We start from the raw sequence: 18,199 nt of genomic DNA, 5'->3' as shown, positions 1-18,199 counted from the left end.
TCGTGTCCCGCCCCGTTCACCTGCCTCTTGGGCGACGCCGTCTTCTCCACCCCCCCACGGCGCCTCAGACCCCTTGGAGGACGACAGCGGCGGAGCGCGCGGGCGGCGGAGCGCGGTCTGAGGCCGCCGCCGAGCTCGGCGGCGGTGATCCCGGCGTTGAGGACGAAGGCGATGAGGAGCCGTCGGCCCGTGCTTCCGTCTACGCTGGCGCTTGGGGCGTGGTCGTGGCTCATGGCGTCTCCGGCGTGAGCCCGCCGCCTCCGCAGTGGATGGGGCGACGGCTCCAACTTCTCGTCTGTGGGCTCATGGGCTCGGTGGGGGCTAGAGGACCCACAGGAACATGACGGCGAGGTAGACGAGGTACGTCGCGTCGAGGGCGACGACCTGACCCCTCGTGAACCCGTGCTCGTCGCTGCCCCAGTGGATGAGCGCGGCGTAGACCGCCGGGAGGAGGGCGACGAAGGCGAGGTTCACCGAGAAGAGCCGGAGGTCCTCGATCGGGAGCGTGACCAGGGCGAGCGGGACGAGGGCGACGGTCATCGTGACGGCGTGGTCGCCGATCACGCTCGACGTGGCCGCCGTGACCTGCCCGCTCCGGGCGATGCTCCACGCCCCGAACAGCTCCGGGAGCGCCGTGGCGAGGGCCGTGATGAACAGGCCCGTGACGATCTCGGAGAGCCCGAGGCCCGAGGCGATGTTCTCGCTGGCGCGGACGACGAAGTAGGCCCCCACGCCCATCGCGGCCACGCCGGCCACCGCCAGCGCGACCTCCTTGCGCGACCACGAGCCCTTCTCGCCCTCCTCCTTCCCGCGTTTGAGCGCCTGCGCGAGGTAGAGGGCGTACCCGGCGAGGAGGAACACGGCGTCGATGGGTTGGAGCCCGCGCCAGGGCGCCGGCAGCGTGAGCACGGCCACGAGCGCGAGCAGCCCGAAGTACGGCAGCGTGAGCACGGTGACGGTCTCCTTCGCGACGGGGAGGAAGTGGTCCTCGACGTGGCGGCGGTGCTCGTCGGCGCTTTCCCCCGCCTCGCTGCCCGAGCCCGAGTCGTCGGAGCCCGAGTCGTCGGAGCCCGAGTCGTCGGAGCCCGAGTCGTCGGAGCCCGAGTCGTCGGAGCCCGAGTCGTCGGAGCCCGAGTCGTCGGAGCCCGAGTCGTCGGAGCCCGAGTCGTCGGAGCCCTCTTCCTCTCCGAGCCGCCGCTTGCGCGTCGCCAGGTAGACCACCGTCACGGTGAGCGGGATGGCGAGCACGTTGGACCCGAGCGACATCCCGAGCCCGATGTCGGTCACGTCGCGGAGCGCGCTCGTGGTGTTGATCCCGATCTCGGAGCCGGCCGTGACGAGGGCGACGAGCGCGCCGCCCGCCGCCGCGGTGAGCCCCCACTGGCGGGTCAGCTTGTGCAGCGGCTTGGCGAGGCGCTCGGCCCCCCAGTGAGAGACCGTCGCGGCCACCAGCAAGACGATTCCCCAGACCCAGGTGCTCATGCGTACGGTTCTTGACGTTGACGGGATGACCTGTCTGGGGACGGCGCCTCGCCGACGGAGAGGTAGACGGCGCCGAGCACGGCCTCGCGGTACGCGACCTCGCGGGCGTGGCGGCGGACGGCCTCCCAGGGCCGGAACGACTCGTAGGCCCGGCTCACCCCGAACGGCCGGTTGACGAGCTCGCCGAGCCGGACGGCCCACTCGGGCCAGCCGTCGGGCCGGCGGAGCCCGGAGACGGCGATCCGCCCGCCGGGCCGGAGTGCGGCGACGGCCCGCTCGACGACGGCGTCGTAGCCCGGGACCATCTCGAGCGCGAACACGGCGAGGACGCCGTCGAGCCCTTCGGGGAACGCGAACTCGCGGACGTCGGCCCGGACCAGCTCGACGTTGTCGAGGCCGAGGCGGCGGACGCGGTCGCGGGCCTGGGCCAGCATTCCGGCCGAGAGGTCCACGCCGACGACGCGGCCGGTCGGGCCGACGGCGCGGGCGAGCGGTCCGAGGTTCGGGCCGGTCCCGCAGCCCAGGCTGACGGCGGTGTCGCCCGGCCGGAGGCGGAGCGCCCCGACGGCGCGGTCGTGGAGCCGCCGGGCGCCGAGGAGCGCGTAGGCGCCCGCGACGCCGTCGTAGACGGGCGCGAGGCGGTCGTAGAGCGCGCGGGCCTCGTCGGCGTCGAGGACGCCCCCGTCGGGGTCGTCGGCCGTGCGCCGGGCGCGGCGCCAGAGGAGCGCGCCGCCCGCGGCAGCCAGGAGGAGGGTGGTAGTCCGCTTCATCGGTTTAGTGGTCGTGTTCTGTGAGCTCGCCGCGGCTCTGGAAGCTCTTGAGCGCGAAGACCCCCGCCGTCACGACGGTCTCGCCGGGCTCGAGCCCCGAGAGGACCTCGACGCGGTCGCCGGTCGCCTCCCCGAGCCGGACGGCCCGGCGGGCGTACGTCCGGGGCTCGCCCTCGACCGGGACCCAGACGTAGGCGTCGCCGCCGTCGCGGTCGACGGCCTCGGTCGGGACCGTGACGGCCGTGCGGCCCTCGGCGGTGCCCTCCCCGGCCTCGACGTCGAACACGACCGTCACGAACGTCTCGGGCCGGAGCTCGCCCGTCGCGTTCGTGACGCGGAGCCGGACCGTCGCCGTCCGCGTCTCGCCCGCGACCTCGGCCCCGACGAACTGGACGACGCCCCGGAACCGGCGCCCGCCCGGCGCCTCGATGACGGCGGCGTCGCCGGACCGGATCGAGGAGGCGAGGTCGGGGTCCACGCTCGCGTCGGCGTAGACCTGGCCCGGCGCGACGACCTCGTAGAGCGGGGCGCTCGCCTGGACGAAGGCGCCCAGCTCGGCCTGGCGCTCGGAGACGACGCCCGAGATGGGTGACGTGACGGTCACGCGGCCCGTGACGGCGCCCGGCCCCGACGGGGTGGCGCCCCCTTCGGCGCGGATCTCGCCCGCGATCGCGGCGGCCTCCGACTCCGACGCCCGGGCGTCGGCGACGGCCTGCTCCAGGAGCGTCTGCGAGATCAGGTTCTCGGCGGCGAGCTGGCGCGAGCGGTCGAGCTGCTGGCGGGCCTGCGTCACGCGGGCCTGCGTCCGGAGGTATTCGCCCTGGAGGCGGGCCACCTCCGGGCTCTCGATGACGGCAACGGCCGCGCCGCGCCGCACGGACTGGCCTTCGGCGACCAGGAGCCGGACGACCCGGCCGTCCACGAGCGCGCCAACCTGGGCCTGGCCCGTCTCGGTCGGGACGATGCGCGCGGGGACGCGGACCTCGGCCGCGAGCGCCGAAGACCGGACGACCTCGGTCGTGATCTCGGTCGCGGCGGCCTGCTCGTCGGTCAGCGTGAGTTCGTCGCCGTGCTCGTCTTCGGCGCCTTCGCCAGCGCCCTCGTCGGCGTGGGCGCCTGGGGCCTCGCCCGCGTGGTCGTCCTCGCCAGCGGCCGCTTCGGAGTCCGAACCGCAGCCCGCCAGCGGGGCGGCGAGGAGCAAGAGGAGGAGGGAGTAAATGGGGAGTCGATTCATCGGAGTTGGGGGGTGGACCGTAGGGGGGACGGTCGGTCTAGAAGTCGGGGTTGAGGAGGGCGTCGGCCTCGGTGCGGAGGCGGGCGGCGTTCGCGCGGGCGTCGAGCGCGGCGGCCCGCGTCTCGATCAGCGCCGTCTGGGCCTGGAGCACCTCGAGGTAGCTCGCGGCCCCCTCGCGGCGGAGCCGGAGGGCGATGGCGTAGGCCCGCTCGGCCTGGGGCACGAGCCGGTCGCGGTAGAGGGCGACCTGGGCGACGGCCGCCCGGAGCGACGCCACGCGCTGGCGGAGGTCGGCCGCGAGCCCGACGACGAGCCGGTCGCGCTCGCGCCGGGCGACCTCGACGGCCGCGGCGGCGGCCCGGTCGGGCGCGTCGTTGGCGAGCCGGGCAAGCGGGACGGCCACGCCGACGCGGCCCCCGAGGAAGCCGACGGCGCCGCCCTCGGTCTGGAGCGCGGCCTCGGCCCCGAACGACGGGAGCCGCTCGGTGCGCACGGCGCGGGCCTCGGCCTCGGCCACGCGGACGGCCGCCTCCGCCGCCGCGACCCGGGGGTTGGCCCGGGCGAGGAGGGAGTCGAGCGCGCCCGTCGCCGCGAGCCGGTCGAGGTCGGGGAGGTCGGCCGCCGTCACCGCGGGGAGCGCGTCGGCGAGCGCGATCTCGCCGGTCCGGGCGAGGTAGGTCGCCAGCGCCGCGCGGGCGCGGTGGGCCTCGCCGGCGGCCTCGGCCTGGACCCGGACGGCCTGGGCGAGCGCGACCTCGGCCTGCAAGGGCTCGAGCGCGCCGGTCGCGCCCAGCTCCTGCCGCCGGTTCGAGGCGGTCGCGAAGCTCTCGGCCACGGCCACCGACGAGTCGGCGAGCGCGAGCCGGGCGTCGGCGGCGACGGCCTCGACGTAGGCGAGCGCGGCCCTCAAACGGACGCCGCGCCGGAGGGCGCCCTGCTCGACCTCGGCCTGGCGCAGGAGCGCGTCGGCCGCCCCGCGCTGGGCGCGGTAGTACTGGGGCAGCCGGAACGACTGGCTCGCACCCAGGCTCGTCTCCGTCCCGCCGAACCCGCCGTCGATGGTGGGCACGCGGTCGACGCCGAGGAAGAACTCGGTCGCGGGCAGGATGCCCGCGCTCTCGCGCCGGGCCGCCTCACGGGCGACGGCGGCCGTCCCGAGCGAGAGCTCGGGCGCGACGGCCTCGGCCTGCTCTAGAGCCCCGGCGAGCGTGAGCGGCGTGGCCGGGCCGCCCACGTCCTGGGCGCGCGCGGACCCCGCCCCCAGTAGGAGCGCGAGGACCAGCCCGAGCGCCGGTCCGGCCCCCGGTCGGCGCCGGGTTTCGGACGGCTCCGGCGCGTCGTGGCCGTCGCCTGCGTGCCCGTCGTGGCCGTGCGCCTCCGCGTCGGCCTCGCGGACGGCGGGCGCGTTGGGCGCCCAGTCCGAACCGATCTCGGCGTCGATCGAGCGGTCGAGGTCGGCCTGGACGTCGTCTGCGCCAGGGAGCTTGTCGGGGGCGTTCCCCGAGCCGAACCAGGCGTAGACCGTCGGGAGCACGAAGAGCGTGAGGACCGTGCTCGTGACCAGCCCGCCGATCACGACGGCCGCGAGGGGCCGCTGGACCTCGGCGCCCGCGCCGCTGCCCAGGAGCATCGGCGTGAACCCGACGCCTGCGAGCGTGGCCGTGGTGACGACGGCGCGGAGCCGCTCGTCGGCGCCGGCGAGGACGGCCTCGCGGCGGGGGAGCCCGTGGATCTCGAACTTGCGGATGGCCCCGACCATTACGAGCCCGTTCAAGACGGCGATCCCGAAGAGGGCGATAAAGCCGACGCCCGCCGAGATCGAGAACGGGAGGCCGAGGAGGTAGAGCATCCCCACCCCGCCCACGACCGAGAGGGGGACGCAGAGGTAGATGATGGCCGCCAGCCGCATCGACCCGAACGTCTGGAACAGCAAGACGAAGATGAGGACGAGCGCGAGCGGGACCACGAGCGAGAGCCGGGCCGTGGCCGCCTCGAGGTTCTCGAACTGGCCGCCGTAGTCGACCCGGTAGCCGGGCGGGAGCGCGACCTCGGCGGCCACGCGCTCCTGGACGTCCTCGACGAACGAGGCGAGGTCGCGGCCGGTCACGTTCGACTGGACCGAGACGAACCGGCTGCCCTCCTCGCGCGAGACGGACACCGGCCCGGACGTGACCTCGACGGCCGCGAGCGCGCCGAGCGGGACCTGCGCCCCGGTCGGCGTCACGACCGGGAGGGCCTCGACGGCGGCCGGGCTCGACCGGGCGCCCTCGGCGAACCGGACGACGAGGTCGAACCGGCGCTCGCCCTCGTACACCTCGCTCGCGACGGCGCCGCCGACGGCCGTCTGGACGATCCGGTTCAGGGCCTCGACCGTGAGCCCGTAGCGGGCCAGCGCCGCGCGGTCGGGCCGGACGACGAGCTGGGGCGAGCCGGTCGTCTGGTCCATCGAGACCGACGTCGCGCCGGGCGTCTCCTGGACGATGGCCTGGACCTGCTCGGCGAGCGGCGTGAGCTCGTCGTAGCTCTCGCCGAAGATCTTGACGACGACGTCACCGCGGGCACCCGCGATGAGCTCGTTCGTCCGCATCTCGATGGGCTGGTAGAACTGGACGCCCGCCGGGATGTCCTCGACGGCCTCCTGCATGGCGGCCACCAGCTCGGGCTTGGTCCGTTGGTCGCCGTCGACCTCGGGCCACTCGTCCTTCGGTTTCAGGATCACGTAGGCGTCGGTGATCTCGACGCCCATCGGGTCGGTCGAGATCTCGGCCCGGCCCGTGTTGCCGACGACGGTCTCGACCTCGTCGAAGGCCATGAGCCGCCGCTCGACGTCGCCCGCGATCTCGACGGACTCGGTGAGCGACACGCTCGGGAGCCGGATGATCTGGACGGCGACGTCGCCCTCGTCCAAGCGCGGGACGAACTCGGCGCCCAGCCCGCCGAAGCTGGCGATGGCAATGGCGAAGAGGACGGCCGACCCGCCGACCACGACGGCCCGCATCGCGAGCGCGCGGTCGAGGAGCGGGCGGTACACCTTGTGGAGCCAGTCGACGATGGGCGAGTGCTTGACCGGCTTCTCCGGGTCGAACACCAGCGAGCACATGACGGGCACGTAGGTGATCGACAAGATCACCGCGCCGATGAGCGCGAAGCTCACCGTGAGCGCCATCGGCGTGAACAGCTTGCCCTCGATGCCCCGGAGGAACAGGATGGGGAGGTAGACGACGAGGATGATGACCTCGCCGAACTGGGCCACCTTCCGGACCTCGAGCGTCCCCTCGTAGACGAGGTCCCGGAACGCCTCCTTGGACAGCCGGCCGCCGCCCTCCTTCTGCATCACCCCGATCCGTCGGAGGACGTTCTCGACGATGATGAGCGAGCCATCGACGACGAGCCCGAAGTCGATGGCGCCGAGGCTCATGAGGTTCGCGCTGGTCCCGGTGATCCACATCCCGATAAAGGCGAACATCATGGCGAGCGGGATCACGCTCGCGAGCACCAGCCCGGCCCGGAGGTTCACGAGCAGGATGAGGAGCACGACGATGACCAGGAGCGCGCCCTCGGCCAGGTGCTTCCCGACCGTCTTGATGGTCCGGTTCACGAGGGCCGTCCGGTCGTAGTACGGCTCGATCGTGACCCCTTCGGGGAGCGCCCGCTGGATCTCGTCGATCCGGTCCTTGACGGCCGAGACCACGACGCGGGCGTTGGCGCCCTTGAGCTGCAACGCGAACCCGGTCACGACCTCGCCCTCGCCGTCCTGGGTGGCGGCCCCGAACCGGATGGCCGGGCCGAGCGTGATCTCGGCGACGTCGCCGAGCGTGACCGGCGTCCCGCCGCGCGTGGCGACGACGGTGTTGCGGAGGTCGTCGAGGCTCTGGACGAGCCCGTCGGTGCGGACCGAGAGCTGCTCCGGCCCGGTCTCGATGTAGGCGGCGCCCGCGTTCCCGCTCGCCTCGGCCGTCGCGTCGAACACCTCGCGGAGCGTGAGCCCGTAGCCCGCGAGCCGCTCGGGGTCGACGAGCACCTGGTACTGCTTGAGGGTGCCGCCGATGGAGTTGACCTCGGCGAGGCCGGGGACCCCGAGGAGCTGGCGTCGGACGATCCAGTCCTGGATCGTGCGGAGCTCCATCGGCGAGTAGGTGCCCGTCGTGTCGCGGAGCGTGTACCGGAACACCTCGCCGAGGCCCGTCGAGACCGGCCCGAGCTCGGGCGTCTCGGTGCCAGGGGGCAGCTCGGACTCGATCCCCCTCAGCTGCTCCAGGATGAGCTGGCGCGCGAAGTAGGTGTCGACGCCCTCCTCGAAGACGACGGTGATGACCGAGATCCCCTGGCGCGAGAGCGAGCGGAGCTCGACGAGGTCGGGGAGCGACTTGAGCGCGAGCTCGACGGGGACCGTCACGAACCGCTCGACCTCGAGCGGGCTGAGGGCCGGGGCCTGCGTCAGGACCTGGACCTGGTTGTTGGTGACGTCGGGGACGGCGTCGACGGGCAGCCGGGTGGCGGCGTAGAGCCCGGCGGCGACGAGCCCGGCGGTGGCGAAGAGAACGAGGACCCGCTGGCGGAGCGAGAACGCGACGATGCGATCGAACAAGACGGAGGACCGGCTACAGGAGGGGACTCCCGACGGGCGGCCCGGACGGCACGGGAGCGTGCGCGTCCGGCGGCGGCCGGGCGGGGCGGGATAGCGGCCGTGTCTCCACAGACACGGCGGGTCCACACGGGGCGGCGCTGGCGGCTAGCCGAGCGCGCCTACGTCAGGCGTGCGGACGGTCCTCAGGCGAGGGGGACGTGGTCGAGCCCCAGCGGCTCGACCTCGGGCGGGGCGGCGCCGACGTAGACGTACGCCGCGGGCTCGGAGGCCGGACGGACGCCGGCGTCCGGGACGATGCCGGTCGGCGCGAAGACGACGTGGCAGAGGCAGTCGGCGAAGGTGCCCTCCTCGTGCTCGTGCTCGTCGTCGTGGCTGTCTCCGGGCGCGGGGACGGGGTGGCCGCCACTCGCGAGCGCGTCCGTGTGCGTCTCTTCGTGCTCAGTTGCGACCGCCTCGTCGGCGCACGCGACGAGGTCGGTCGTCTGCACGACGACGAGGACCGCGAGGAGCGCGGCGAGCGGGGGCAGGAGGCGGCGGAGCGTGGTCATGCGGCGGGGGCCAACGTCGTATCGGCCGGTCGCGTTTCATCCTCAACGGCCACCTCGGCCACGTGCTCGGCGGCCACGCTGAGGAGCGCGGCGACGTGGTCGTCGTCGAGCCGGTGGTAGACCACCTTCCCGTCGCGGTCGCTCGCGACGAGCCGGAGCGCGCGGAGGCCGCGGAGCTGGTGGCTCACGGCCGACTCGGTCACGCCGAGGGTCGCGGCGAGGTCGCACGTGCAGAGCGGGCCGACCTGGAGCGCGGCGAGGAGCCGGAGCCGGGTCGGGTCGCCGAGCGCGGCGAACAAGGCACGGGCACCGTCCAAGCGCTCGGCGCGGTCCGCCAGCGCGACGCGGGCGGCCTCGACGGCGTCGGGGTGGACGCAGCGGACGGCGCAGGAGTCGGATGACGATTGAACCATGGATCAAACGTACAGACGCAGATCAGGTAGCGCAACCCTGCCGAGGTGGTTCGTGTGGGGTTCACAGGAGTGGGCAGTCGGGGGTCCGCGTCTCTCGCCGAGCGTCCGTGCCGCACGGGAGAACTGCTCCCTACAGTCGGACGCCGAACCGGCCGAGCGCGGCGACCATCGCCGCGTAGGCCACGACCGTCGCTGCGAGCGAGGCCCCGAGGCTCGGCCAGAACGCCCACCCACGGCAGAGGAGCGCCGGGAGCGCGACGAACAGGACGAGCGACGGGAGCACGAGCCAGAACACGCCCGAGGCCAGGTCGGCCACACGGGCCACGTCGCCGGTGTCGACGTAGAGCCAGACGAACGCGAGGACGGAGACGGCCGGGACGGACGCGAGGACGGCGCCCAGGAACGAGCTGCGCTTCCCGGCCTCGGCGATGGCGACGACGAGGACGGCCGAGACCAGAACCTTGAGCACGGTGTACGCCATCGCCTTCTGCCGCGCGCTCACGGATGGGCGGGCTCGACGGGCCGGACGGCCGCGACCGGCGCCCCGGCGAGGCCGTCCCCGAACGCGCCCGCCCCGGGCTCCGGGCGGAGCCGGTCACGGCCGCTGAACCTCGCGAAGAGGGCCGGGACGACGGCCATGTTGAGGACCGTCGAGGTGAGCAGCCCGCCCAGGATCACGACGGCCATCGGCGTCTGGATCTCCTTGCCCGGCTCGCCACCCCCGAGCGCGAGCGGGATGAGCGCGAGCCCGGCCGTGAGCGCCGTCATGAGGATCGGGTTGAGCCGCTCGAGCGAGCCCCGCACGAGGGCCTCGCGGAACGGCGCCCCCTCGGCCAGGAGCTGCTGGTAGTGGCTGACCAACAGAATTCCGTTGCGGACCGCGATCCCGAACAGCGTCACGAAGCCCACGAGCGCGGCCACGTTGAGCTCGCCGCCCGTCAGGAGCAGCGCGAACACGCCGCCGGTCAGCGCGAGCGGGAGGTTGACGAGGAGGAGGAGCGCCGTCCGGGCGCTCCCGAACTGCTGGTACAATAGGAGGAAGATGAGCGCGAGCGACAGGACCGAGAGGAGCGCGATCGTCCGCGTGGCCGACTGGGCGCTCTCGAACTGGCCCCCGTACTCGACGAAGTACCCCTCGGGCACGTCGACGCCTGCGGCCACGGCCTCCCGCATCTCGTCGACGACCGAGCCCACGTCGCGCCCGGCCACGTTCGCCGAGACGACGAGCTTGCGCTGGACGTTCTCGCGCGTGATCGTGTTCGGCCCGCGCTCCGAGCGGACGTCGGCGAGTTGGTCGAGCCGGACGCGCGGGCCGAGCGGGGTGTCGATGAGCGCGGCCCGGACGGCCTCGGCGTCGCCGCGCGCGTCGTCGGCGAAGCGGACGACGAGGTCGTAGGCCTCCTGGCCCTCCCGCACCTGCGAGACGGCCTCGCCCGCGAACGCCACGTCGATGGCCTCGCCGAGCGCGGCGGGCGTGACCCCGTACCCGGCCATCCGGGCGCGGTCGGCGTAGACGCGGAGCTGGGGGACGTCGGCCTGCTGCTCGACGGCGAGGTCGACGACGCCCTCGACGGGCTCGACGGCCGCGCGGACGCCCTCGGCGACCCGGCGGAGCTCGTAGAGGTCGGGGCCGAACACCTTGACGGCGATCGACGCCCGCGTGCCCGAGAGCATGTGGTCGATCCGGTGCCCGATGGGCTGGCCGATCGTGATGTTCGTGCCGGGGAGCACCGCCAGCGCGTCGCGGAGGTCGTCGAGGACGGCGTCCATCTCGTGGCCCGAGAGGTCGAGACGGACGTCGATCTCGGCCGCGTTGGCGCCCTGGGCGTGCTCGTCCAGCTCGGCCCGGCCCGTCCGGCGGCTCGTGCCCGCGACGGCCGGGTGCGCGAGCAGGATCTCCTCGGCCTGCCGCCCGATCCGGTCGCTCTCCTCGATCCCCGTCCCCGGGACGGTCACGGCGCTGATGACGAGGGTGCCCTCCTGGAACTCGGGCAGGAACCCGCGCCCGAGGAGCGGGAACGCCGCGAGCGCGACGACGGCGAGCGCCGCGGCCCCGACGAGGACGGCCCGCGTGTGCCCGAGCACCCAGTCGAGCGTGCGCCGGTAGCGGCCCTGGAGCTTCTCGACGAGCCAGCTCTCGCGCTCGCGCCCGACGGCCGCCGTGTCGGGCAGGAGGAACGAGCACAGGACCGGCGTGACGGTCACGGCCACGAACAGGGACGCCATGATGGACACGACGTAGGCGAACCCGAGCGGGCGGAGCATCCGGCCCTCGACGCCCGAGAGGAAGAAGAGCGGGAGGAAGACGACCGTGATGATGAGCGTCGCGTTGAGGATCGGCGCGCGGACCTCCTTCGAGGCCTGGTAGATCACGGCGAGGGCGGGGTGCCGCTCTCCCTCCGGCCGCTGGCGGTTCTCCCTCAGCCGCCGGAACACGTTCTCGACGTCGATGATGGCGTCGTCGACGAGCGCGCCGATCGCGATCGCCAGCCCGCCCAGCGTCATCGTGTTGATCGTCGCCCCGAGCCCCTTCATCACCAGGAGCGCGGCGGCGAGCGAGAGCGGGATCGCCAGCACCGAGATGAACGTGGTCCGGACGTTCCACAGGAAGAGGAACAGGACGACCACGACGAGGACGGCCCCGTCGCGGAGCGCCTCGACCACGTTGTCGACGGCGACCTCGATGAACCCGGCCTGCTGGAAGAGCGCCGGGTTCACCTCCATCCCGTCGGGGAGCTGGGTCTGAATGGCGTCGAGCTCGGCCGCGATCCGCTCGGTGAGGTCGAGCGTGTTGGCGCCGGGCTGCTTCTGGATCGAGAGGATGACGGCGGGCTCGGCGTCGACCGAGGCCGTCCCGTACCGCGGCTGCGGGCCGACCTCGACCCGGGCCACGTCGCCCAGGAGGACGGGGACGCCGCCGCGCGTGGCGACGACCGTCCGCGCGATATCGCCGACGTCCTGGGCGCGCCCGATCCCCCGGATCAGGACCTCGCGCCCGCTCTCCTGGTAGACCCCGCCCGCCGCGTTGAGGTTGGACGCCGCCGCGGCCTCGACGACCTCGCCCAGCGTCACGTCGTAGCCCTGGAGCGCGGCGGGGTCCACGAGCACCTGGTACGCCTTGACGGCCCCGCCGATGGGGACCACCTGGGAGACGCCCGGGACGGCCAGGAGCCGCCGCCGGACCTGCCAGTCGGCCGCCGCGCGGACCTCCATCGGCGTGTGCGCCTCGCTCGTGAGGCCGACGAGCAGGACCTCGCCCATGATCGAGGTCACGGGCGCCAACACCGGCGGCTCGACGCCCGCCGGGAGCCCGGCCCCGACGAGCTGGAGCTTCTCGCTCACGACCTGGCGGGCGCGGAAGATGTCGGTGCCCCAGTCGAACTCGACCCAGACGATGGAGATGCCCTGCGACGAGGCCGAGCGGACGCGGCGGACGCCGGAGGCCCCGTTCACGGCCGTCTCGACGGGGAACGTGACCAGGCTCTCGACCTCCTCGGCGGCCATCCCGTGCGCCTCGGTGAGGACGGTGACCGTCGGGGCCGTGAGGTCGGGGAACACGTCGACCGGCGTCGAGACGGCGGCCCACGCCCCGAGCGCGAGGAGGACCGCCGCCGCGAACAGGACGACGAGGCGGTTCTGGAGGGACCAGCGGATGAGTCGGTCGAGCACGGCGGCGGTCGGTTACGAGCGGGGCGCTAGTGGGCGTGGCCGTGGCCGATCTCCTGGGCGCCCAGCGAGGCGAGGTGGACGGCGTAGGCCCCGTCGGTCACGACGCGCTCGCCGGGCTCGACGCCCGAGTACACGACGACGAACTCGCCGTCGGACGTCCCGAGCGAGAGCGGGCGGCGCGTGAACGACTCCCCGCCCGTCTGGACGTAGGCGACCGGCTGGCCGTCCTCGAGCTGGACGGCGGCCTGGGGGATCGTCGTCGCGCGCTCGGCCCCGCCGAAGAACACGCGGGCGTCGGCGAGCATCCCGGCCCGGAGCGTCCCGTCGTTCGAGGCCACGGCGAGGTGGACCGGGAGCGTCCGCGTCTCGGGGTCGATGGCGGGGGCGGCGCCGACGCGGCCCGAGGCCCGGTAGGGGCGGTCGCCGCCCTCGACGGTGAACACGGCGGCGTCGGCCCCGAGCCCCTCGCTCGCGAACCGGGCCGGGACTTCGAGCCGGAGCCAGAGGTTGCCCGGGTTCACGATCCGGTAGAGCGGGTCGCCGGCGAACACGCGGGCGCCGGGCGAGAGCATCCGCTCGGCGACGACGCCCGAGATCGGGGCGCGGACGGGCTCGGCGTCGCGCGCCGAGCCGCCGCCGCGCATGGCCGCCAGCTCGGCGCGGGCGGTGCTGAGTGCGTGACGGGCCTCGGTCAACCGGATCTGGGGGACGGCCTCGACGGCCACCAGCCGCTCGGCTCGGGCCGCCTCGCGCTCCAGCTCCTCGATCCGGGACCGGAGCGAGACGAGCCCGGCCGCCGACGCCCCGCCGTCGGGGGCGCCGGGGAGCTGGATGGCCGCGAGCGTCTGCCCCGCGCGGACCGCCTGGCCCTCGCCGGGACCCGAGCCCCGAACCACGCCGCCGACGGGTGCCGTGACGGTCGCCTCGGCGCCCGACGCTGGGGTCACGCGGCCCCGGACCTCGACCGACCGCTCGACCTCGCGGACGCCGGCCTCGGCGGTCATGAAGTCGATGGGCCACTGCTGCTCCTTGAGGAACGCGATCTCGCCGACCGGGTCGGGCGGGTGCGGGGCCTCCGACGAGTCGGCGACGACCTGGACGGCCCCGGCGACGAGCCGGTCCCGGAGCCCCGGCCCGTCGACCTCGACGACGAGCCGGTAGACGCCCGCCTCGGGGACCGTCGTCTGCGGGGTGTAGATGCCGGGCCGGGCGGGGGCCTCCGCCTCGGTGACGTAGGCCCCGCCCTCGCGCCGCTCGAACCGGAGCCGGAGCGCGCCCGAGGTCACCGGCGAGAAGTCCGAGAGCCGCGTGACGTGGACGGCCCACGGGCCGCTCGGCTGGCCCGCGATGAGGACCGGGTGCTCGAAGAACAGCTCGGTCGAGTCGGACCAGACCGTGACGGCCGTGCCGCCGTGCTCGTGGCCGTGGTCGTCGGCCGCGGGCTCGGCGTCGCCGCCGCAGCCGGAGGCCGCCAGCAGGGCGAGGGGGAGGAAGAGGAGGCGCCTCATGGGGGCGGGTCGGGGAGGGTGCCGGGCTCGGAGTCCGGTGGTGGCGCAGTGCGCGGGCTCCGAGCCCGGCGGGGGATCAGTGCTCGTGGGTCTCGCCGTCCGCGTGGGTGTGGGCGCCCGCTTCCTCCGCGGCGGCCTCGGCCTCGTCGAAGAAGCCGGTCGTGTCGGGCGCGGCGCCGGTCGTGTCGAGGACGGTCGCGGTGGCCGGGGCGGCGAGGTCCGGGGCGACCTCGGCGGTGCCCGTCACGGGCGACGGCGTTTCGGCGGGGTCCGGGTCGTCGGCGCAGCCGGCGAGCGGGGCGAGGGCGACCAGGGCGAGGGGGAGGAGGCGCGTCATGGCGTTCGGGGGGTGAGCGTGAGGGCGGGGAGCGCGCCGCCGGCGGCCCGGCGGAGGTCGAGGTAGGCGAGCGCGGCGGCGGCCTCGGCCGCCGCCACGGCCACCCGGGCCTCGCGGTAGGCGTCGGTCGCGTCGAGCAGCTCGACGAGCGAGATCTCGTCGAGCCCGTAGGCCACGCGCGCGATGCGGAGCAGGTCGTCGGCCCCGTCGAGGAGCCCGCCGCGGAGGAGCGCCGCCCGCTGGCGGCGGGCGTCGAAGGCCTCGAAGGCGCGGCGGACGTCGGCCTGGACGGCCCGCTCGGCGAGCGCCAGGCGAGCCCGCGCGCCCTCGACGCGGGCCAGGGCGGCCTGGACGTCGCCCTCGCGGCGGTCGTAGAGGGCGAGGGGGAGCGAGACGCCGACGGCGGGGCCGACGCCGCCCCCGGGCTGCCGCGTGAGCCCGGCCGAGACGGTCGGGGCCGGGCGGGCGCCGAGGCGGACGGCCTCGACACCCGCGAGCGCCGCCTCCAGCTCGGCGCGGGCGGCGAGGACCTCGGGGCGGGCCGCCGCGGCGAGCGCGTCGGTGACGAGGACGGAGGGGGCGGGGCCGGTGAGCGTCTCGGCCGGGGCGAGCACGGCGCCGTCGGCGAGGGCCTCGGGCGAAAGCGCGAGGGCCGAGAGTTGGCGCCGCGCGAGGGCGCCGTCGAGGGCGGCCTCGGCGAGCGCCGTCTCGTACCGGGCCTGCTCGACCCGGAGCCGCCGGAGGCTGAACCCCGACAGCTCGCCCTCGGCGTAGCGGAACTCGGCCGACCGGACGGCCTCGCGGACGACGGCGGCCACCTCGGCGAGCGTGGCCGTCCGGGCCTCGGCGACGGCGGCCTCGACGTAGGCGCGCGCGACGTCGGCCCGGAGCCGGAGCGCCTCGGCCTCGACGCGGGCCTCGGCGGCGCGCGTGGCGCCGGTGGCGGCGTCGAGGCGGGCCTCGCGGAGCGACGGGCGCTCGAGGTACAGGCTGGCGCCGACGGTCGCCTCGACGTCGAACGGTCCCCCGCCGAGCGGGGCGAGCGGGATCAGCTCGCCGGAGACCGTGGGGTTGGGCCGCAGCGTCGTCTGGAGCGCGCGGCCCTCGGCCTCGGCCACGTCGGCGCGGGCGAGCGCGAGCGCGGGGCTCGTCTCGGCCGCGAGCGCGAGGGCCTCGGCGAGCGTCACACGTCGGACCCCGGCGGGGTCGACCGGGACCGGAGGCGGGACCGCCAGCTCGACCGCGACCGAGTCGACGGCGAGAGAATCGACGGGCTGGGCGGTCGCGGCCGATGCCACCGTGGCGACCACGAGGGGGAGCACGCGGCGGGCGCCGGCAGCGGGCCGGGGACCGAGGCTCCGTCCCACGGCGGCCCACGCCCCGAGGAGGGCGAGCCAGACGAGGACGAGGGCGGTGGCGATCACGGGGCGCGGGGGGAGGCCGGTACCTTACCGGACGTCCCCCCGCAGGGACCTGTCGCCCGTCTGTTGGATCTCACAGGTTCACGCCCGTTCGCCCGTGGCCTTCGCCCCTGTTTCGCCCTCCGCCGCCCGGCTCCTCCTCGTCGAGGACGACGCCGACATCGCCGGACCCGTCCGCCGCGGGCTCGAGGAGGAGGGGTACGCGGTGTCCGTCGAGGCCGACGGCGCGCGCGGGCTGGCCGAGGCGCTCGCGGGCGACCACGACGCGCTCGTCGTCGACTGGCGGCTCCCCCGGCTCGACGGCCGGACGCTCGTCGAGCAGTTCCGGGCGGCCGGGCGGACGGCCCCGGTCCTGCTCCTCACCGCGCTCGGCGACGTCGAGCACCGGGTCGCGGGCCTCGACGCCGGGGCCGACGACTACCTCCCCAAGCCGTTCGCCTTCGAGGAGCTGCTCGCCCGGCTCCGGGCGCTCCTCCGCCGCGCGGCCGAGGGCTCCGCAGCCGGGGGTCCGGGCGGGGCGGTCCCGCCGGGGCACCAGGCCGTCCACCTCCGCCTCGGAAAGGTCCACCTCGACGCCGCCCGTCGCGTGGCCGAGGCGGAGGCCGACGGTGGCCCGGTCGACCTCGGCCTCCGCGACAAGGAGCTCCGCCTGCTGGAGCTCCTCATGCGCCACCCCGGCGAGACCGTCTCGCGGACCCGGATCGCCGAGCGCGTGTGGGGCTCGGCGTTCGACGTGACCGACAACGCCATCGACGTCACGGCGTCGGGGCTCCGCCAGCGGCTCGCGGCGGCGGCCTCGGGAGTCCGGCTGGAGACGGTCCGCGGCGTGGGGTACCGGGTCGAGGCCGGGCGGCCAAACGACGGTGCCTAAGCGGCTCCCCATCTCGACCCGGCTCGCGCTGTGGTACGGGCTGAGCCTGACGCTCCTGCTCGGGCTCGTCGTCGCGTTCCTCTACACGGGGTTCCACCTCACGCTCCACCGCGACTTCGACGCCGACCTCGACCGCGAGGCCCGGCGCGTAGCCGAGGCCGTGGGCGGGGCGGCCGACCCCGCCGCCGCGTTCAGGCGGGCCGCCGAGGTCTCCCCCTATGGCGTCCGCCTCATCGCCCCGTCCGGCTCCGTCGTCGCCGCGAACGGCCGCCTCCCCGACGTCGAGGTCCACGCCCCCGACGACGGGGCGGCCGAGCCGCACACGCACGGCCCCGACGACGTGCGGACGCGCTACGCCCCGGTCCCCGGCGGCGGCACCGTCGCCGTGGCCGGGGTCGAGTCCGGGCTCCACCGCGAGACGCACCGGCTCGGGTGGCTCCTCGCCCTCGGGGTCGCGCTCGGCGTGGCCGTCGCCGCCGCCAGTGGGTACGCGCTCGCCCGGCGGGCGCTCCGGCCCGTCGCGGCGCTGACCGAAGCGGCCGGGCGGATCGGCCCGTCCGAGCGGGGCGCGCGGCTCCCGACCGGCCCGGGGCCGCGCGACGAGCTCGGCGACCTGGCGGAGGCGTTCAACGGGATGCTCGCCCGGCTCGACGCGGCGTTCGAGCGTGAGCGCCGGTTCCGCGCCGACGCGGCCCACGAGCTCCTGAGCCCCGTGACGGCGGCCCAGAGTGAGGTCGAGGTCGCTTTGCGCCGCGAGCGCGACCCCGTCGCCTACCGCGAGGCGCTCGGCCGGGTCGGCCGCCACGTCGAGCGGATGTCGGGGCTCGTGACGGGGCTCCTCGCGCTTTCCCGGGCCGAGACCGACGACGCCGGGGGCGAGCCCGAGGCCGTCGACCTCGGCGCGCTGGCGGAGGCCGTCGCCCGCCGGGTGCGGCCCGCGGCCGAGGCGAAAGGCGTCGCGCTCGTCGTCGACGCCGCGCCGGGCACCGCCGCGTGGGCGGCCCCGGGCGACGCCGAGGTGATCCTGGAGAACCTCCTCGACAACGCCGTCAAGTACACGCCGTCGGGCGGACACGTGACGGTCACGGTCCGCGGGGGGGAGGGTGAGGTCGTCGTCGCCGTCGCCGACACGGGCGTCGGGTTCGACGCGGCCGAGGGCGACCGGCTCTTCGAGCGGTTCTTTCGGTCGGACGCACCGGGCGTCCAGGCCGAGCGCGGGCACGGGCTGGGGCTCGCCGTCGCGCAGCAGCTGGCCGAGCGGAACGGGGGGCGGGTCACGGCCGCCAGCGCGGGGCCGGGCACGGGGAGCGCGTTCGCCGTCCGGCTGCCGGTCCCCTCACGCCGCCCGAGCCGCTGAC

At 75.3% G+C, this 18,199-nt stretch carries 13 protein-coding genes; 2 read left to right on the top strand and 11 right to left on the bottom strand.

Annotation, left to right across the window (positions count from 1 at the left end; translation table 11 throughout):
• Positions 1–321 precede the first annotated feature (321 nt).
• The 11 genes from BSZ37_RS22245 to BSZ37_RS20440 form a co-directional block, all read right to left on the bottom strand.
• On the bottom strand, positions 322–1,482 hold the full coding sequence (locus tag BSZ37_RS22245) for a sodium:calcium antiporter (protein WP_179299803.1): 1,161 nt from the start codon (positions 1,480–1,482) through the stop codon (positions 322–324).
• Positions 1,479–2,252, bottom strand: a complete 774-nt coding sequence (locus BSZ37_RS20485) for a class I SAM-dependent methyltransferase (protein WP_095512545.1) — start codon at positions 2,250–2,252, stop codon at positions 1,479–1,481. Before BSZ37_RS20485 ends, BSZ37_RS22245 begins: the two co-directional genes overlap by 4 nt.
• A gap of 4 nt (positions 2,253–2,256) precedes the next feature.
• A complete protein-coding gene (locus BSZ37_RS20480; RefSeq protein WP_095512544.1) occupies positions 2,257–3,486 on the bottom strand; it encodes an efflux RND transporter periplasmic adaptor subunit in 1,230 nt (409 codons plus the stop codon).
• Between the two features lie 37 nt (positions 3,487–3,523).
• Complete coding sequence (locus BSZ37_RS20475) at positions 3,524–8,074, bottom strand: CusA/CzcA family heavy metal efflux RND transporter (RefSeq protein ID WP_095512543.1); 4,551 nt, start codon at positions 8,072–8,074, stop codon at positions 3,524–3,526.
• Positions 8,075–8,256: 182 nt separating this feature from the next.
• Positions 8,257–8,622, bottom strand: coding sequence for a hypothetical protein (locus tag BSZ37_RS20470; RefSeq protein ID WP_095512542.1), 366 nt, complete (start codon positions 8,620–8,622; stop codon positions 8,257–8,259).
• Positions 8,619–9,035 carry an ArsR/SmtB family transcription factor gene (locus tag BSZ37_RS20465; protein ID WP_095512541.1) on the bottom strand — a complete coding sequence of 139 codons (417 nt, stop codon included), beginning with the start codon at positions 9,033–9,035 and terminating at the stop codon, positions 8,619–8,621. Before BSZ37_RS20465 ends, BSZ37_RS20470 begins: the two co-directional genes overlap by 4 nt.
• Before the next feature lie 130 nt (positions 9,036–9,165).
• Positions 9,166–9,537 carry a DUF3147 family protein gene (locus BSZ37_RS20460; protein WP_218830607.1) on the bottom strand — a complete coding sequence of 124 codons (372 nt, stop codon included), beginning with the start codon at positions 9,535–9,537 and terminating at the stop codon, positions 9,166–9,168.
• Positions 9,534–12,704 (bottom strand): efflux RND transporter permease subunit, encoded by a 3,171-nt coding sequence (locus BSZ37_RS20455; protein WP_095512540.1) that lies wholly within the window; start codon positions 12,702–12,704, stop codon positions 9,534–9,536. The genes BSZ37_RS20460 and BSZ37_RS20455 overlap by 4 nt, the downstream gene beginning before the upstream one ends.
• Positions 12,705–12,730: 26 nt before the next feature.
• Positions 12,731–14,212, bottom strand: a complete 1,482-nt coding sequence (locus tag BSZ37_RS20450) for an efflux RND transporter periplasmic adaptor subunit (RefSeq protein WP_095512539.1) — start codon at positions 14,210–14,212, stop codon at positions 12,731–12,733.
• A 76-nt stretch (positions 14,213–14,288) separates the two neighbouring features.
• Positions 14,289–14,549, bottom strand: a complete 261-nt coding sequence (locus tag BSZ37_RS20445) for a hypothetical protein (RefSeq protein WP_095512538.1) — start codon at positions 14,547–14,549, stop codon at positions 14,289–14,291.
• Positions 14,546–15,973, bottom strand: a complete 1,428-nt coding sequence (locus tag BSZ37_RS20440; protein ID WP_095512537.1) for a TolC family protein — start codon at positions 15,971–15,973, stop codon at positions 14,546–14,548. The genes BSZ37_RS20445 and BSZ37_RS20440 overlap by 4 nt, the downstream gene beginning before the upstream one ends.
• 94 nt (positions 15,974–16,067) lie before the next feature.
• Here BSZ37_RS20440 and BSZ37_RS20435 point away from each other — a divergent pair, with 94 nt between their 5' ends.
• Together BSZ37_RS20435 and BSZ37_RS20430 are read left to right on the top strand one after the other, a co-directional pair.
• On the top strand, positions 16,068–16,841 hold the full coding sequence (locus BSZ37_RS20435) for a response regulator transcription factor (protein WP_095512536.1): 774 nt from the start codon (positions 16,068–16,070) through the stop codon (positions 16,839–16,841).
• Complete coding sequence (locus BSZ37_RS20430) at positions 16,834–18,198, top strand: sensor histidine kinase (protein WP_095512535.1); 1,365 nt, start codon at positions 16,834–16,836, stop codon at positions 18,196–18,198. Before BSZ37_RS20435 ends, BSZ37_RS20430 begins: the two co-directional genes overlap by 8 nt.
• Position 18,199: the final 1 nt, after the last annotated feature.

Origin of the sequence: Rubrivirga marina (assembly GCF_002283365.1) — a bacterium.
GTDB lineage: Bacteria > Bacteroidota > Rhodothermia > Rhodothermales > Rubricoccaceae > Rubrivirga > Rubrivirga marina.
This window is presented reverse-complemented; position numbering and strand designations above follow the sequence as displayed.

Excerpts from the sequence above, each read along its gene's own strand:
- BSZ37_RS20450 (WP_095512539.1), bottom strand. The coding sequence starts at position 14,212 with ATGAGGCGCCTCCTCTTCCTCCCCCTCGCCCTGCTGGCGGCCTCCGGC.
- BSZ37_RS20445 (WP_095512538.1), bottom strand. The coding sequence starts at position 14,549 with ATGACGCGCCTCCTCCCCCTCGCCCTGGTCGCCCTCGCCCCGCTCGCC.
- BSZ37_RS20480 (WP_095512544.1), bottom strand. The coding sequence starts at position 3,486 with ATGAATCGACTCCCCATTTACTCCCTCCTCCTCTTGCTCCTCGCCGCC.
- BSZ37_RS20470 (WP_095512542.1), bottom strand. The coding sequence starts at position 8,622 with ATGACCACGCTCCGCCGCCTCCTGCCCCCGCTCGCCGCGCTCCTCGCG.
- BSZ37_RS20485 (WP_095512545.1), bottom strand. The coding sequence starts at position 2,252 with ATGAAGCGGACTACCACCCTCCTCCTGGCTGCCGCGGGCGGCGCGCTC.
- BSZ37_RS20465 (WP_095512541.1), bottom strand. The coding sequence starts at position 9,035 with ATGGTTCAATCGTCATCCGACTCCTGCGCCGTCCGCTGCGTCCACCCC.
- BSZ37_RS22245 (WP_179299803.1), bottom strand. The coding sequence starts at position 1,482 with ATGAGCACCTGGGTCTGGGGAATCGTCTTGCTGGTGGCCGCGACGGTC.